The 16,129-nt window shown below is 74.2% G+C and carries 12 protein-coding genes; 3 read left to right on the top strand and 9 right to left on the bottom strand.

The window, feature by feature from the left end; translation table 11 throughout:
• The 6 genes from ACI794_RS20270 to crcB all read right to left on the bottom strand — a co-directional run.
• On the bottom strand, nucleotides 1–1,288 hold a 1,288-nt coding region (locus tag ACI794_RS20270; RefSeq protein WP_456617226.1), incomplete at its 3' end, for a methyl-accepting chemotaxis protein.
• 416 nt (nucleotides 1,289–1,704) lie between these two features.
• Nucleotides 1,705–3,312, bottom strand: coding sequence for a methyl-accepting chemotaxis protein (locus ACI794_RS20265; RefSeq protein ID WP_456617225.1), 1,608 nt, complete (start codon nucleotides 3,310–3,312; stop codon nucleotides 1,705–1,707).
• A 296-nt stretch (nucleotides 3,313–3,608) separates the two neighbouring features.
• Nucleotides 3,609–4,346 carry a trehalose-phosphatase gene (otsB, locus tag ACI794_RS20260; protein ID WP_456604182.1) on the bottom strand — a complete coding sequence of 246 codons (738 nt, stop codon included), beginning with the start codon at nucleotides 4,344–4,346 and terminating at the stop codon, nucleotides 3,609–3,611.
• Entirely contained in the window at nucleotides 4,343–5,758 is a 1,416-nt protein-coding gene (locus tag ACI794_RS20255) for an alpha,alpha-trehalose-phosphate synthase (UDP-forming) (protein WP_456617224.1), read from the bottom strand. Before ACI794_RS20255 ends, otsB begins: the two co-directional genes overlap by 4 nt.
• A gap of 32 nt (nucleotides 5,759–5,790) precedes the next feature.
• Nucleotides 5,791–6,150 (bottom strand): fluoride efflux transporter FluC, encoded by a 360-nt coding sequence (locus ACI794_RS20250; protein WP_456604180.1) that lies wholly within the window; start codon nucleotides 6,148–6,150, stop codon nucleotides 5,791–5,793.
• Nucleotides 6,147–6,530 carry a fluoride efflux transporter CrcB gene (gene crcB / locus ACI794_RS20245; RefSeq protein ID WP_456604179.1) on the bottom strand — a complete coding sequence of 128 codons (384 nt, stop codon included), beginning with the start codon at nucleotides 6,528–6,530 and terminating at the stop codon, nucleotides 6,147–6,149. The genes ACI794_RS20250 and crcB overlap by 4 nt, the downstream gene beginning before the upstream one ends.
• A gap of 88 nt (nucleotides 6,531–6,618) precedes the next feature.
• Here crcB and ACI794_RS20240 point away from each other — a divergent pair, with 88 nt between their 5' ends.
• The 3 genes from ACI794_RS20240 to ACI794_RS20230 all read left to right on the top strand — a co-directional run bounded on the left by ACI794_RS20240 (nucleotide 6,619) and on the right by ACI794_RS20230 (nucleotide 10,678).
• A complete protein-coding gene (locus tag ACI794_RS20240; protein WP_456617223.1) occupies nucleotides 6,619–7,716 on the top strand; it encodes a CaiB/BaiF CoA transferase family protein in 1,098 nt (365 codons plus the stop codon).
• 153 nt (nucleotides 7,717–7,869) lie between these two features.
• Complete coding sequence (gene murJ / locus ACI794_RS20235) at nucleotides 7,870–9,462, top strand: murein biosynthesis integral membrane protein MurJ (RefSeq protein WP_456617222.1); 1,593 nt, start codon at nucleotides 7,870–7,872, stop codon at nucleotides 9,460–9,462.
• A gap of 79 nt (nucleotides 9,463–9,541) precedes the next feature.
• On the top strand, nucleotides 9,542–10,678 hold the full coding sequence (locus tag ACI794_RS20230) for an ATP-grasp domain-containing protein (RefSeq protein ID WP_456617221.1): 1,137 nt from the start codon (nucleotides 9,542–9,544) through the stop codon (nucleotides 10,676–10,678).
• Nucleotides 10,679–10,684: 6 nt separating this feature from the next.
• Here the strand turns inward: ACI794_RS20230 and ngg are convergent, their stop codons facing one another.
• From ngg to ACI794_RS20215, 3 genes are all read right to left on the bottom strand, one after another.
• Nucleotides 10,685–12,445, bottom strand: coding sequence for an N-acetylglutaminylglutamine synthetase (gene ngg, locus ACI794_RS20225; protein WP_456604175.1), 1,761 nt, complete (start codon nucleotides 12,443–12,445; stop codon nucleotides 10,685–10,687).
• A gap of 10 nt (nucleotides 12,446–12,455) precedes the next feature.
• Nucleotides 12,456–14,240 carry an N-acetylglutaminylglutamine amidotransferase gene (locus tag ACI794_RS20220; protein ID WP_456617220.1) on the bottom strand — a complete coding sequence of 595 codons (1,785 nt, stop codon included), beginning with the start codon at nucleotides 14,238–14,240 and terminating at the stop codon, nucleotides 12,456–12,458.
• Between the two features lie 244 nt (nucleotides 14,241–14,484).
• Entirely contained in the window at nucleotides 14,485–15,960 is a 1,476-nt protein-coding gene (locus tag ACI794_RS20215; protein ID WP_456617219.1) for a S8 family serine peptidase, read from the bottom strand.
• Nucleotides 15,961–16,129 lie beyond the last annotated feature (169 nt).

Below are 16,129 nucleotides of genomic sequence, written 5' to 3'. Positions count from 1 at the left end.
CGATGTCCTCGGTCGCCTTCGCCGTCTCCTGCGCCAGCTCCTTGACCTCGTTGGCCACCACCGCGAAGCCCTTGCCCGCCTCACCGGCCCGGGCGGCCTCGATCGTGGCGTTCAGCGCCAGCAGGTTCGTCTGCTCGGCGATGCTCGTGATCACCTTCACCACGTTGCCGATCTCGGCGGAGGACTCCCCCAGCTTCGCCACCGTCGCCGTCGTCGTCTCCGCCGCCGTCACCGCACGCGCCGCCACCTCCGAGGCCTCCGCGGCGTTGCTGGCGATCTCCCGGATCGAGGCACCCATCTGCTCGGCACCCGCGGCCACCGTCTGCACGCTGCGGGAGACCTCCTCCGCGGCACCGGACACCACACCCGACTGCGCCGCGGTCTCCTCCGCACCCGCCGAGATCTGCGCCGAGCTCGCGCTCAGCTCCTCCGAGCTCGCCGCCACCGCATCCGCCGAGCCGGCCACCGAGGCCAGGACGTCGCGCAGGTTGTCCTGGGCGGCGGCGAGCGCCTGCGCCATCCGGCCCAGCTCGTCGCCGGAGGTGATGTCCGGGCGGACGGTCAGGTCCCCGGCCGCCAGCGCCTCCACGGAGGCCTGCACCGAGCGAACCGTGCGGACGATCTGCCGGACGACGTAGGACGCGAGCGCCCCCGCCACCAGGACGCCGATGGCGAGCGCGGTCCAGAGGACGAAGACCGACGTCTCGGCGATGGACTGCGCCTCGTCGGTGTCCGCCTGCCCGGCCTGGACCCGGCGTTCCTGCATCCCGTTGTACTGGTCCATGAGGACGTCGGAACGGTCCTGCAGCGGGCCGGTGATGACCTGGGTGGCGGTCGCGATGTCACCGGCGTCGGCCGCCGGCAGCAGCTGGGCGTCGGCGATCGCGTAGTAGTCCTCGACGGTGGCGCGGAACTCCTCGAAGGCCTCGGTGTTCACCGTCACGGCCGCGTAGGAGTCGAGCTGGCCGTCGATCGTGGCGCGGCGCTCGGCCAGGTCCGCCCGCAGCGCCTGCCGGGTCTGCGGGTCCGCCAGCGGGTAGGTGTTGTAGCGCGACCGGTCGCCCTGCCAGGACCGCTGGATGTTGGCGAGCTCCGCGAGGGAGACGACGTTCCCGTTGATCCGGTCGGCGGCCGTGCTGAGGTTGCCGATGCGCGTGACCGCTATGACGGTCATCGAGACGGCGACGATGACCAGCACGGCGATGGCCGCGCCGATCTTCAGCCCGACGGGTCGGCTGGCGAACCAGCCGGCCCGCCCGGCGCCCGGTGCGGTGGTGGCGGCGGACATGATTTCTCTCCCGGGGCGGTGGTGAATGGCGCTCGTCCCCGGACGTCCTCGGCCGAATCGGTGCGCTCGTCGTTCTGACGCCAGAAAACTAGGGTCCGGCGGATCGAGACCGAGCGAATTGTCATCCGTGTCGCACAGCGCGCGGGAGAAAGATCGGCGACCGCATTGTCCGTGTCGACTTGAGGTCACGACGCCATTCCTGGCGATGCGATTCCGCTCGTCCTCTCGATCACGAGGCGCGACGACGAGGTGCGTCGGCGCGAAAGGGGATTCCTGCAGCGACGAGTCCTCTCCTTCGTCGTCGCCGACTGCTCCTCGACCGCGCCGGCGCTCGACGCCCGGCAATAGTCGAAGGCCCGGGTGCTGCTCGACGTCACGGACGTCGGGCAGCACCCGGGCACGAGGTGCGGTGTGCGTCAGTAGGTGAAGCGGCCCACCGTCGTCCGCAGATCGGCGGCCATCTGCGAGAGCTCGTCGACCGCGATGCGGGTCTGGGTCAGCGCCTGGGTGGTGGAGTCCGCGGCGGTCGAGACACCGGTGATGTTCGCGGCGATCTCCCCGGTACCGCCGGCGGCCTCCTGCACCGACCGCGACATCTCGCTGGTCGTCGCGGTCTGCTCCTCCACCGCCGAGGCGATGGTGGTCTGGCGGTCGGAGATCTGCGCGACGATCTGGGAGATCTCCTCGATCGCCGCGACCGCCGCGGTCGTGTCGCCCTGGATGGCCAGCACCCGGCGGGCGATGTCCTCGGTCGCCTTCGCCGTCTCCTGCGCCAGCTCCTTGACCTCGTTGGCCACCACCGCGAAGCCCTTGCCCGCCTCACCGGCCCGGGCGGCCTCGATCGTGGCGTTCAGCGCCAGCAGGTTCGTCTGCTCGGCGATGCTCGTGATCACCTTCACCACGTTGCCGATCTCCGCGGAGGACTCCCCCAGCTTCGCCACCGTCGCCGTCGTCGTCTCCGCGGCGGTCACGGCGCGGGCAGCGACCTCGGAGGCCTCCGCCGCGTTCTGCGAGATCTCCCGGATCGAGGCACCCATCTGCTCGGCACCCGCGGCCACCGTCTCCACGCTGCGCGAGACCTCCTCGGCGGCGCTCGCCACGACCCCGGACTGGGTGGAGGTCTCCTCCGCCGACGCGGAGATCTGCGCCGACGACGCGCTCAGCTCCTCCGAGGAGGCGGCGACCGCGGTGGCCGAGTCGGCGACCGAGGCGAGGACCTCGCGCAGGTTCGTCCGGGCGGTGTCGAGCGCGGCCGCCATCTGGCCGACCTCGTCCAGCGAGTCCACGTCCGTGGCGACGGTCATGTCCCCCTCGGCGAGGGCCTCCAGCGACCGCTTGACCCGCTCGACCGGCCGGGTCACCGAGCGCATGGTCAGCACGCTGAGGCCGATGATGAGCAGGATGCCCACGACGGCCGCGACGACGGCGACGGTCGCGGCCTGCGCGAGGGCGTCGTCCAGGCGGACCTGCGCGGCGTCGCTCTCCGCGGCCAGCACGTCCTTGGCCTCGCTCACGGCCCCGTCGGAGAGGTCGTTCGCCGCCTGGATCTCCTCCCAGCGCCCCCGCATCGTCGCCGGGTCGGCGACCGCGAGCTCCACCCAGGCGGTGATGGCGTCGGTGTAGGCGCCGAAGCTGTCGGCCAGACCGGCCACCGAAGCGGCGGCGGGGCCGGTGAGCGGGATGGTCGCCAGCTCGGCCAGCATGGCCTCGGGGGTGGCGATGTCCTCGGCGAGCTCGGCGAGCTGGGCCTCGGGGTCGTCCCGGACGATCGTCTTGAAGCCGTCCACCTTGAGCTCGCTGGCCCGGGTGTCCAGCTGCAGCACCAGCTCCTGCGCCTCGTTGAGGTTGGCCAGCTCGGTGTTCGCCTCGCGCACCGACGCGTTGCCGACCAGCACGGCGGTCAGCAGCCCGGCGAACGCGGTGGCGACGACGGCGATCAGGATGCCGAACTTGGTGGCGAGGCGCCGATCGGCGAACCACCCGGCACGCCGCCGGGTGACGGGGGAGGGAGCAGGTGCGTGCACGGGGACCGTCCTGGGGGGAGAGGAGTCGCCGGTGTGGCGGCTCGCTGATTGTTGTCACTCCACCCATGAGCCGGATGTGATCTCAAACGCTGTTGCAGTAATCGTGATGCGGGCGCCCGGTCACCACTCCGGGAATGGAGCCACGTCGACATTCCGGATCCGTCACCATCGGTCGCGCCCGCGCATTTCTGCAGTTCGTGGTGCGGCGGCGGGAAAATGTCGACACCGCTGCGCACGGTGACCGCCGGGGTCGGTGCGGTCGTGCTGCCGGGCGGCGCGACACGGCGCCGGCGCGTTCAGCCCAGCCGGTCGGCGAGTGCCCCGAGGAGGCCCACCACGGCCTCCGGCCCGGCCACGCGGTGGCGGGCCACCGTCTCGCCCTCGCCCACCTTCACCGTGAGGTCCTCGGGTCCGAGCACCCGGAAGGCGTCCTCGTCGGTGACGTCGTCACCCAGGTAGAGCGCGGCAGCGGCGTCCAGTTCGCCGACGAGGCGCTGCACCGCCGCGCCCTTGTGCGCGTCGGTGACGGCGACCTCGAGGACGTCCTTGCCCGGCTTCAGCGTCAGTGACGGATCCACCGCCCGGCGGGCCTGCTCCAGCAGTTCGGCGGCCCGGGCCCGGTCGGTCACCTGCCGCACGTGGACGGCGACGCTGGCCGGCTTGACCTCCAGCCGGGCCCCGGGCGTGCCGTCGACCAGCGGCCGCAGCTGCGCGGCGAGCGCGTCCCGGCGACCGGCGTCGTCCCCGGCGAGCGGGCCGTCGAACTCCGCCCCGTGGCTGCCGATCCAGCGGAAGTCACCGGTCAGCCCGCTGGTGCGGCGCAGGTCCTCGACCCCGCGGCCGCTGACCAGCGCCACCGTGACGCCGTCGGCGGCGGCCAGCCGGGCCAGCACCTCGGCCACACCGGGCTGGGGGGCCGCGGCGGACGGCTCGTCGACGAGCGGAGCCAGGACGCCGTCGTAGTCGCTCGCCACCAGCAGCGGGCGGCGCGCGGCGAACGCCGCCAGCGCCTCGTCGAGCCCGGGGGAGGTCACGCCTGGCCCCGGAGCGCCTCGAAGAACGAGTTGGCCCAGTGCTCGAGGTCGTTGCGGCGGAGGTGCCGGCGCATGGTCCGCATCCGCTTGGCCGCCTCCTCCGGCTCGATGCGCAGGGCGCGCACCAGCTGGTTCTTGACGCTGGCGATGTCGTGCGGGTTGACCAGGAAGGCCTGCCGCAGCTCGGCCGCGGCGCCGGCGAACTCCGACAGCACCAACGCCCCGCGGAGGTCACCACGCGCGGCGACGTACTCCTTGGCGACCAGGTTCATGCCGTCGCGGTAGGGCGTCACGAGCATGACGTCGGCGGCCCGGTACAGCGCGGCGAGCTCCTCGCGTGGCATCGACTGGTTGAAGTAGTGGACGGCGGGGCCCGCGATGGACCCGTAGACGCCGTTGATGTGGCCGACCTGCTGCTCGATCGTCTCGCGCATGTGCACGTAGTGCTCGACGCGCTCCCGGCTGGGTGTGGCCACCTGCACCAGCACGGTGTCGGGCGCCTCGACCGCGCCGTCCTCGAGCAGCTCCTCGAAGGCGTTGAGCCGGACGCTGATGCCCTTGGTGTAGTCCAGGCGGTCCACGCCCAGGATGATCTTGGCCGGGTTGCCGAGCTCGGCCCGGATCTCCTCGGCCCGGGCGATGACCTCGGGGGAGGAGGCCAGCTCGTCGAACGCCCGGACGTCGATCGAGATCGGGAAGGCCTTGGCGACCACGGTCCGGCCGTCGTACTCGATCTGGTCGCGCCGGCAGTGCAGGTCGTGCAGCCGCCGGGAGAGCTGGACGAAGTTCACGGCGGCGGACGGCCGCTGGAAGCCCACCAGGTCCGCGCCGAGCAGCCCCTCGACGATCGCCGAGCGCCAGGGGAGCTGGGTGAACAGCTCGTAGGGCGGGAACGGGATGTGCAGGAAGAACCCGATGGTGAGGTCGGGCCGGGCCTGCCGCAGCATCGCCGGCACGAGCTGCAGCTGGTAGTCGTGCACCCAGACGATCGCGCCCTCGGCCGCCACGGCGGCGGCGCGCTCGGCGAACCGCTTGTTGACCTGCACGTAGGTGTCCCACCAGTGCCGGTGGTACTCCGGCTTCTCCACCACGTCGTGGTAGAGCGGCCACAGCGAGGCGTTCGACATGCCCTCGTAGTAGCGATCGACCTCGTCCTCGCTGAGCTCGACCGGGATCAGCGACATGCCACCGGACTCGAACGGCTCGGGCGCCTCACCGGCGGAGCCGGACCAGCCGACCCAGGCCCCGCCGCGGCCGGCGACGAAGGGCTCCAGCGCCGTCACCAGCCCACCGGGGCTCCGCTGCCACCGCGTGCTGCCGTCGGGCTCGGTGACCTGGTCGACCGGCAGCCGGTTGGCGACCACGACGACGGGGCTGTCCGCCCCGACCTTCTGCTCCGCGTTGTCCGCCATACCGTCCCAGACCCTATCCAGGGGGAGGCCCGTCAGACCACCCGGCCGAGCAGGTACCCACCGGCCGCCGCGGCCAGCCCCAGGAGCACGGTGCCGACGACGTAGGCCGCGGCCCGGCCGGCGTGGCGCCCCTCGACGAGCCGGACGACCTCCAGGCCGAACGTCGAGAACGTGGTGAGGGTGCCGCAGAGGCCGACGCCGACGAACGCCGTCACCCACGCCGGCACGCCCGCGGCCCCCACGAGCAGGCCCAGCACGGCGCTGCCCGCGACGTTGACCGTCAGGGTGCCCAGCACGCTGCCGGTTCCCCGCCGGGCGACGGCGACCCGCTCGGCGAGCAGGCGCAGCGGCGCGCCCACCAGGGCGCCCGCGACCACCAGCCACGGCGTCACCGGGCCACCCCGGCGACGGCGCGACCGGCGAACGTCCCGGCCGCGGCGGCGGCGACGCCCCCGAGCACCGAGAGCAGGACGTAGGTGGCCGCGGTGCCGGTTGCCCCGTCGTCCACCAGCCCCACCACCTCTACCGCGAAGGCCGAGTACGTGGTGAAGCCGCCCAGCACCCCCACACCCAGGAACGGCCGGGCCCAGGGGTTCTCCGGTGCACGCGCCACGAGGACCGCCGTCAGCACCCCGAGGAGCAGGCAGCCGGCCAGGTTCACGGCGAGGGTGGCCCAGGGCAGGTCCCCGGGGGAGCGGGGGAACGCCTCGGCCAGGCCCCAGCGCCCGAGGGCGCCCAGCGCCCCGCCGAGCGCGGCCAGCAGGTAGGCCATGTGACCTGGCTCTCCTCCTCCGGGCGGCGTCGGGCAGCATGCCCACGGGAGGGTCGCACGCGCGCGGCCCGCAGCAGGGGAGGCCGCCGTGGGACCGCTGGAGGGCGTGCGGGTCGTCGAGTTCGCCGGGCTGGGGCCGGGTCCGTTCTGCGGCATGCTCCTGGCCGACCTGGGTGCCGACGTGGTGCGCATCGACCGCAAGGGCGGCCGCGGCGGGCTCCTGGGCTCCCTCGGCGCGACCTCCCTCCTCGACCGCGGCAAGCGCTCGATCGCCCTGGACCTCAAGGACCCGGCCGACCTGGAGGTGGTGCGTGCCCTCGTCCGCCGGGCCGACGTGCTGCTGGAGGGGTTCCGGCCGGGGGTGATGGAGCGGCTGGGGCTCGGGCCGGACGAGCTGCTGGGGGAGAACCCCACGCTGGTCTACGGCCGGATGACCGGCTGGGGGCAGACCGGGCCGCTCGCGCACAGCGCCGGCCACGACATCGGGTACATCGCGCTCACCGGCGCCCTCGGCGCCAGCGGGCGCCCGGACGAGGTGCCGGCGCCGCCGCTGAACCTGCTCGGCGACTTCGGGGGCGGCGGGGTGTTCCTGGCCCTCGGTGCCCTGGCGGCGCTGATCCGCGCCCGGGCCACGGGGGAGGGGCAGGTGGTCGACGCGGCCATCGTCGACGGCACCGCCGTCCTGACCACGATGATCCACGGGATGCTCGACGCCGGCGTGTGGACCGACCGCCGCGGCCGCAACCTGCTGGACACCGGTGCGCCGTTCTACGACGTCTACCGCTGCGCCGACGGGCAGTTCCTCGCCGTGGGCGCGCTGGAGGAGCAGTTCTACGCGGCGCTGCTCGACGGGCTCGGGCTCACCGGCGACGAGACGTTGCCCCGGCGGGAGGACCCGCGCCAGTGGCCGGCGTTGCGGGAGCGGTTCACGCAGGCGTTCGCCTCCCGCTCCCGGGCCGAGTGGTGGTCGGTCTTCGAGGGCACCGACGCGTGCGTGGCGCCGGTCTGGTCGCTGGTGGAGGCGACGGAGGACCGGCACAACGTGGAGCGCGGGGTGTTCGTGGAGGTCGACGGCGTGCGGCAGCCCGACGTCGCCCCGCGGTTCTCGCGCACCCCAGGCGCGGTCGGCCGGGTGCCCCGGGCGGGGGAGCACGGCGAGGAGATCCGGGCCGAGCTCGGCCTCTGAGCGCCGTCCTCCCTCACCGCGCGGCGTCCTCCCCCACCGCCCACCGTGAGGGAGGACGCGCCATGATCAGGTGAGCTGATCCTGGCGCCGGAACCGGGGCCGCGGGCGGGTGCGGTCCCCGCGGGTGACCGGCGACCGTCATGATCGGACCCCGTGACGCGAGACGGGACACCTCCGGCCACCCGGCGGGGTCCGTTGCGCGGCGGGGTGGCCCGGGCGGCGACGCTGCTGATCTCGCTCACCGCGGTCAGCCAGGTCCTCGGCTTCGTCCGGGACGCCGTGATCGCGGCCGTCTTCGGCGCGGGCGCGGAGCTCGACGCCTACCTCGTCGCCCAGGGCGTCATGAACCTGGTGCTCGCGCTGGTCGCGACCGCGCTGGCCCGCGCGGTGGTCCCGCCGGTCAGCCGCGCGGTGGCCGCGGGCGAGGGCGCCCGGGCCGACCGCACCGTGCGCACGGTGCTGACCCTGGGCACGCTGGTGCTGGTCGCCGGGTCGGTGCTGATGTTCCTGGCCGCCGAGCAGGTGGTCGCGGTCCTGGCCCCCGGCTTCGACGAGGAGACGGCGGCGCTCACGGTGCGCCTGACCCGGATCGTGCTCGTCGCCGCGCTCTTCATCGCCGCCACCGACATCCTCGCGGCCGCCTGCCAGGCGCACGGCCGCTTCTTCGCCTCCGGGCTGCAGGGCGTCCCGTTCAACCTCGTGATGATCGGCGCCGCGCTCTGGGCCGGCGCGCGGTTCGGCATCGAGGCGCTGGCCGTGGGCTTCGTCGTCGGGTCCGCCGTCCGCATGCTGGTCCAGTTCCCCGCCGTGCGGGCCGCCGGCATGCGGCTGCGGCCCCGGCTGGCGCTGCGCGACCCCGACGTCCGCGAGGTGCTGCGGCTGACCCCGCCGCTCCTGGTCGGGAGCGCGGTCCTCAACGTCAACACGCTCGTCGACCGGGCCGTGGGCTCGGCGCAGGGCGAAGGGGTGATCACCGCGCTGAGCCTCGGGTTCCGCGTGATCCACCTCGTCGACGCGCTGCTCGTGGTGACGGTGGTGGCCGCGCTCTACCCGGCGTTCAGCGCCGTCGGCGCGCCCGAGCACCGGGCCGACCTGCGCGCGCTGGTGGACCGCACGTCGCGGATGCTCGTCGCCCTGCTGCTCCCCGTGGTGGCCGCACTGGTCGTCCTGGCCCGCCCGATCGTGCAATTCCTCTACGGGCGGGGGGACTTCGACGAGGCCGCGGTGACCGCTACCGCCACCGCGGTCGCCTTCTCGGCCGCCGCGGTCCTCGGCATCGCGTTGCGCTCCACCACCTCCCGGGCCAGCCTGGCGGTCGGGGACAGCCGCACACCGACGCTGGTCGCCGTCGCCGCGATGGTCGTCAACGTCGTCGGCGACCTCACCCTGGGCGTCACCTACGGCATCCCCGGCCTCGCGGGCTCGACCAGCCTCTCGCTGGTCCTGGCCGCGGTGCTCGCGGTGGCGCTGCTGGCGCGCCGGCACGCCGCCGTCACCCCGCGGGCGCTGGTGGCCACGACGGCGCGCGCCGCCGCCGCGGCGACCACCGGCGGGCTGGCCGCGGCCGTGGTGCTCTCGTGGTGGGGGAGCGCAGCGACCGGCACGCTGACCGCTGCGGCCCAGATCGCCGTCGGGACGACGGTGGGCGGCGTCGTCTACGCCGCCGTCCTGGCCGCCCTCCGCGGGCCGGAGCTGGCCGACCTGCGCGGCCTGGCCCGGCGCCTGGCGCGCCGCCCGGCCGGCTGAACCGCGGCGGAGCCACCCGTCCAGGGATTCGCGCACCACCCCGTCCCGAAAGTGCTCCCGCACGCCATAAGGTTGCTCGATGCCTTCTCCCGGTCGCGCGCTCGTGCTCACCTCGAGCCGTGACCGCGGAGCCCTCGCGGCCGTTCGCGCCCTGGACCGGGCCGGCTGGCAGGTGGGGGTCGGGACGCCCGACGCCGGCGGCATGGTCAACGCGTCCCGGTCCTGCCGGCGGAGCCACCCCGTCCCCCGGCCACGGGGTCACCTCGACGACTTCGTCCGGGCGGTGCGCGACGCCGTCGCGGGCGGCGGCTACGACGTCGTCTTCGGCAGCGGGGACGACTGGATGGCCGCGCTCGCCGTCTGCGCGGAGGCGATCCCGGCCGTCGTGGTCCACCCGCCCGCGGACGTCGCCCTCGCCGCCCTGGACAAGGCCGGGCTCGCGCAGCGCGCCGCCGACGCAGGTGTGCCGGTCCCACGCACCGAGGTGGCGACCGCCGAGGCGCTCGCCACCTGGTCCGGGCCCGTCGTCGTGAAGTGCCGCGCCCACTGGCAGCCGGGGCTGCGCCAGGAGCTGCGCATCGAGGCCCGCCGCTACCCCGACGCCGGACGCGCGCGGTCCCGGGTGGCGCTGCTCGAGGACGCGGGGTTCGAGGCGCTCCTGCAGGAGCCGGTCGACGGGGAGATGGAGGCGCTCGTCGGGCTGCTGCACGAGGGCCGGCTGCACGGCCGGGTGCAGCAGCGCGCACTGCGGCTGTGGCCCACGCCGAGCGGGGTGACCAGCCGCGCCGTCACCGTGCCGGTCGACGAGGCGCTCGCCGCCGCCGCCACCCGGCTGCTCACGGACCTGGGCTGGTCGGGGCTCGTGCAGCTGCAGTTCCTGCGGGACGACCAGGGCACCCTGCGGCTCATCGACCTCAACGGCCGGTTCTTCGGCTCCTTGGCCCTCTCCACCGCCGCCGGCCCCAACCTCCCGGACGCCTGGGCCCGCCAGGCGCTCGGCCTGCCCCTGCCGGAGCTGCCCGACGGGAGCACGGGCGTGCGCTACCTGTGGACGGCGGGGGACCTGCGCCGGGCCGCGGCCGAACGCCGCGGCGGCGCGCTCACCGACGCCCTCTCGGTGCTGCGCTGGTTCCCGGGCGCGGTCGAGAGCGTCTGGGACCGGCGGGACGCCGGGCCCGCCCTGGCCCTCGCCACGCGGCGCCTGCGTCGCCGCTGACCCGGGTCAGGAGCGGCGGCGGGTCTCGGGGAAGAGCAGGTCGACGAAGCGCTCGGCAGTGGGCCGGGGTTCGTGGTTGGCCAGCCCGGGGCGCTCGTTGGCCTCGATGAAGACGTAGTCGGGACCGGCCACGTCCGGCACGAGGAAGTCGATGCCCGTGACCGGGATGTCGAGCGCCGAGGCCGCGCGCACGGCGGCGGCGGCGATCCCGGGGTGCAGCTCGTCGGTGACGTCCTCGATCGTGCCGCCGGTGTGCAGGTTGGCGGTCCGGCGCACCTGGATCCGCTCGCCGTTGGGCGGGACGTCGTCCATGCCGTAGCCGGCCTCGGCCACCACCTCGCTCGTCGTGTCGTCGAGCGGGATCCGGGACTCGCCGCCGGTGGCCCGCTCACGGCGCCGGCTGGTGGCGCGCACCAGATCGGTGACGGAGTTCCGGCCGTCACCGACCACCTCGGCCGGCCGCCGCACCGCGGCGGCGACGACCGACCGGTCGATGACCACCACACGCAGGTCCTGGCCGGGGACCAGCTCCTCCACCAGCACGTCGGGGCAGAAGTGCAGCGCGACGTCGACGGCGCGGGCCAGCCCCTCCTCGTCGCAGACGCCGACGGTGATGCCCCGCCCCTGCTCGCCCCGGGCCGGCTTCACCACCACCTGCCCGACCTCGCGCAGCAGCGCCGTCGCCTCCCCGAGATCGCCCTCGCAGGCCAGCGCCCCGCGGGCCACCCGCACCCCCGCGCGCTCCATGATCCGGCGGGTGACCCGCTTGTCGTCGCAGCGGCTCATCGCCACGGCGCTGGTGAACTCCGAGAGGGACTCGCGGGTGAGCACCGACCGGCCACCCAGCGACAGCCGCATCTCACCCCACTCGGGGTCGGTGACCTCGACGCGGACCCCGCGGCGCAGCGCCTCCTCGGCGATGATGAGGGCGTAGGGATTGAGCCGTTCCAGGCCCGGCGGGCGGGGGGCGAACAGCGGCGTGTTGATCGGGTTCTTGCGCTTCACGCAGACCGCCGAGACCCGGGCGAAGCCGAGCTTGCGGTACAGCCTGATGGCGCCCTCGTTGTCGTGCATGACCGAGAGGTCCAGGTAGGAGCGCCCGCGGCCGACGTAGCGCTCGGCGAGCACCCGCACCAGCGCCTCACCGGTGCCGGGCGGGGCGTCCTGGTTGTGCACGGCCAGGCACCAGAGGCTCGTCCCGCCCTCGGGGTCGTCGAACGCCAGCCCGTGGTCGACGCCGGTCACCGTCCCGACGATCTTCCCGGTGCGGGTGTCCTCGGCGACCAGGTAGGTGAAGCACCGGGTGCGGTGGTTGTCCCACATGACGTCGGCGTCCCCGACGACCATCCCGTTGAGGGCGTAGATGTCGTTGATCGCCTCCATCTCCGCCCGGGAGGTGACCGTGCGCACGAAGACGCCCCGGATGAGGTCGTGCCGCGGCCGGTACCGGTGCAGGTCCAGCCGGTAGGTGTAGCTGGGGTCGATGAACAGCTCGTCGGGCGCCAGGCCGACCAGCACGTGCGGGTCGCGGGGGTAGATGCAGATGTCCCGCTCGCCGGTCTCCTCCGCCCGCAGTGCCTGGACGATGCCGCGCAGGTCGGCGAAGGTCTGCCCGAACACCAGCCGGCCCCACCCGAGGTCGAGGACGACGTCGGAGGCCATGCCCTTCACCTGGTGCTCCGACGGCTTCTTCCACGACCGGCTGGTGATCGCCGGGGTGGAGGCCACCGCCGTGCGACGGCGGTGACCGGCGAGCCGGGGTGCCATCGGCATCTCCTCAGACCGCGTTCGTCTGCAACCAGAGCTCCAGCAGGCCCAGTTGCCAGAGCTTGTTGCCCCGCAGCGGGGTCAGCTCGCCGTTGGGGTCGGCGAGGAGCTCGCGGACGTACTCCGGGCGGTACAGGCCGCGGTCGGCGGCCGCCTCGCTGGAGAGGGCGTCCTTGACCAGGTCGAGCACCTTGCCCTGCAGGTGGGTGATCGCCGGCACCGGGAAGTAGCCCTTGGGGCGGTCGATGACCTCCGGCGGGATGATCCGCCGCCCGATCGCCTTGAGGACGCCCTTGCCGCCGTCGGCGAGCTTCAGCTCCGGCGGGCACATCGCCGCCAGCTCCACCAGGTCGTGGTCGAGGAAGGGCACCCGGGCCTCCAGGCCCCAGGCCATGGACATGTTGTCCACCCGCTTGACCGGGTCGTCGACGAGCATGACCTCGCTGTCCAGGCGCAGCGCGGCGTCGACGGCCGTCTCGGCACGGGGGGCGGACATGTGGGCGCGGACGAAGGCCAGGCTCGGGTCCTCGGCGAGCGCGTACCGGTCGGAGACGACCGACCGCATCTGCTCGTGGTCGCGGTCGAAGAAGGCCCGGGCGTAGGTGCGCACCGCCTCCTCGCGGCCGACGCCCGCCAGCGGCGGGTACCAGTGGTAGCCGGCGAAGACCTCGTCGGCACCCTGCCCGGACTGCACCACCTTGATCGTCTGGCTCACCCGCTCGCTGAGGAGATCGAAGGCGACGACGTCGTGGCTCACCATCGGCTCGGCCATGGCGCCGATCGCGTGCCCGAGCGCGCCGGCGAGCTCGTCGGAGCCGACGCGGATGCGGTGGTGGTCGGTGGCGAAGCGCTCGGCGATGACGTCGGAGTAGGCGAACTCGTCGCCCTCGCGGCCGCCGACGGACTCGAAGCCGATCGAGTAGGTGGCCAGGCCGGTCTGCCCCTCCTGCGCCAGCAGGCCGACGATGAGGCTGGAGTCGAGGCCGCCGGAGAGGAGCACGCCGACCGGGGTGTCGGCGACCAGCCGGCGGCGCACGGCGACGCGCAGCGCGTCCTCGATCGCGTCCTCCCAGTCGCGGGCCGACCAGCCCACGTGCTCGGCCCGGCGCTCGTACCGCGCCTCCCAGTACCGGTGCTCGGTGCTCGTGCCGTCGGCCTCGATGACGCGGACGGTGGCCGGGGGGAGCTTGCGGACGCCGTTGAGGATGGTCCGCGGGGCAGGGACGACGGCGTGCCAGGTCAGGTAGTGGTGCAGCGCGAACGGGTCGATGGAGGTGTCGACGTCACCGGCGCGCAGCAGCGCCGGCAGCGTGGAGGCGAACCGCAGCCGCCGACCCGGGGTCTCGGAGAGGTAGAGCGGCTTGATGCCCAGCCGGTCGCGCGCCATGACGACGCGGCCGGTGTCCCGCTCGGCGATGACGAAGGCGAACATGCCGTGCAGGTGCGAGACGACGTCGGTGCCCCAGTGGTGGTAGCCCTTGAGGATCACCTCGGTGTCGCTGTGGGAGAAGAAGTGGTATCCGTGGCCCTCGAGCTCGGCCCGCAGCTCCTGGTAGTCGTAGATGCAGCCGTTGAAGACCGCGGTCAGCCCCAGCTCGTTGTCGACCATGGGCTGGGACCCACAGGTGGACAGGTCGATGACGGAGAGGCGGCGGTGCCCGAAGGCCACCCGCCCGTTGCTCCAGGATCCCTGCCCGTCCGGGCCGCGGGGGACCAGGGCCTCGACCATGCGGGCTACCGCGGTCGTGTCGGCCGTGGTCCCGTCGAACGTGATCTCGCCGCAGAGGCCGCACATGCACAACGATCTAACTCCTGCGGGCGCGCCCCCGCAGGCCGGGGTCACCCGCGCGGGGCCGATCGTGGCGCACCTCACGCCTGTTCCACGTGGAACCCCGCACGGGCGCGCCCGGACGCCCTTCCGGCGGATCGCCCCCCGCGACGCGGTGTCCTCCTCACCGCGCGGTGTCCTCCCTCACCGCCGGCCGTGAGGGAGGACGCGCCACGATCACCTCACCTGATCATCGCGCCGCCGCCGGGGGTCAGCCGGCGGTGAGCGCCTCCGTGGCGGCGACGACGTCGACCAGGCCGGCGCCCTTGTCGAAGGACGTCACGTAGCCGCCGACGGTCTCGTAGGCGGCGCCGTCGGCGAACCGGTACGCGGTGCCCTTGAGCGCGGCCTCGATCTCCGCCGGGGTTGCGGCCGGGTCGGCCTGGAAGAGCTGGGCGACGATGCCGGCGACGTGCGGCGCGGCCATCGACGTCCCGCTGATGGTGTTGAACGTGCCGACGTCGAGCCGGCCCGGGCCGTTGCGGAAGTCCAGCCCGGTCGCGCAGATCGGCAGGTAGGGACGGCAGGCCGACGTGATGCCCTCGCCCGGGGCGGAGAGGTCCGGCCAGGTCGAGGGGTCGGCCGCCGCGCCGCGCGAGGAGTAGTCGCTGACCACGCCGTCCCGGGTGCCGGTGTCCTGGTCGGAGTACGAGGCGACCGACAGGATGCCGCCCGTCGGGTCCTGCCCGGGCGGGTTGGTGAGCGACGCCGACCCGTCGCCCCCGTCGTTGCCGGCCGCCCACACCGTGACCACACCCTCGGCGGCCAGCGCGCGCTGCAGCTTGACCGTGGCGGAGTTCGGGTCGAACTCCCCTCCGCCGGAGGGGCCGTAGCTGTTGTTCGTCACCTTGATCGGCGGGCAGACGTCGGCGGGGACGCCGTCACCGCACGGGGCCTCGTGGTTCTCCAGGACCCAGTTCAGCGCGGAGTCCGCGCCGACGATGAGCAGGACCGCACCGGTCGAGATGGAGACCAGGCTCGCCCCGGGTGCGGCGCCCTGGACCTGCCCGCCGTCGGCCAGCGTCGTGGGCCGGCCGACGACGATGCCGCTCACGTGCGTGCCGTGGCCGCCGACGGAGAGGGTGTCGGTGTCCACCACCGAGGGGACGCGGACGACGCAGTCGGGGCCCGCAGCGGTCTCGACGAGGCAGACGCTCTTGAGGTTGGCGACCACCGCGCTGCCGCCGTCGGGCCGGCGGAAGTAGGGGTGGTTCGGGTCGACGCCGGAGTCGATGACCGCGACCGAGACCCCGCGCCCGTCGAGCGGCGAGCCGTCCGCGCCGGTGAGCGTGGCGGCGGCCTCGGCGCCGCGGGTGGCGAGGTTGGAGGTCTCCTGGGCGAACTCGATGGGGGCGTTGCCCTCGAGGTAGGTGACGCCGGGCCGGCTGCGGGCGGCCTCGACCTGATCGGCGGTGCCCGAGGCGACGACCACGCCGATGCGCTCGTACTCCGTGACGGTGCGCATGCCGGTCGCGGCGACGGCGGCGCGTGCTGCGGCGACGTCGGTGCCGTGGACCAGGACCGTCGTCGGGACGGCCGCGCCCAGGCCGGCGAGCTGGTCGGCCAGGAAGTCCTGGACCGGCGCGGGCGGGGGAGCGGGGTCCGCCTGCGCGGGGGCGGCGAGGAGGGCGCCGGCGACCACGGCGCCGGACACCACCCCGAGCAGACGGCGGGACGACGGGTTCATGGCGCTCCTCGGGGATCCGGCGGACGTGACCGGACAACGAGGCGGCGCCATAGGGGTTACTGGACAGTTACGGGCAACTCGCGGGGGCGGCGGTCCGGCGTCCCCCGCTGCGTCCTCCCTCAGCGCGGCGCGTCCTCCCTCACCGCACACCGTGAGCCGACCGGGTGGC

The sequence above is a fragment of the Blastococcus sp. SYSU DS0541 genome (genome assembly GCF_054050875.1).
This window is presented reverse-complemented; position numbering and strand designations above follow the sequence as displayed.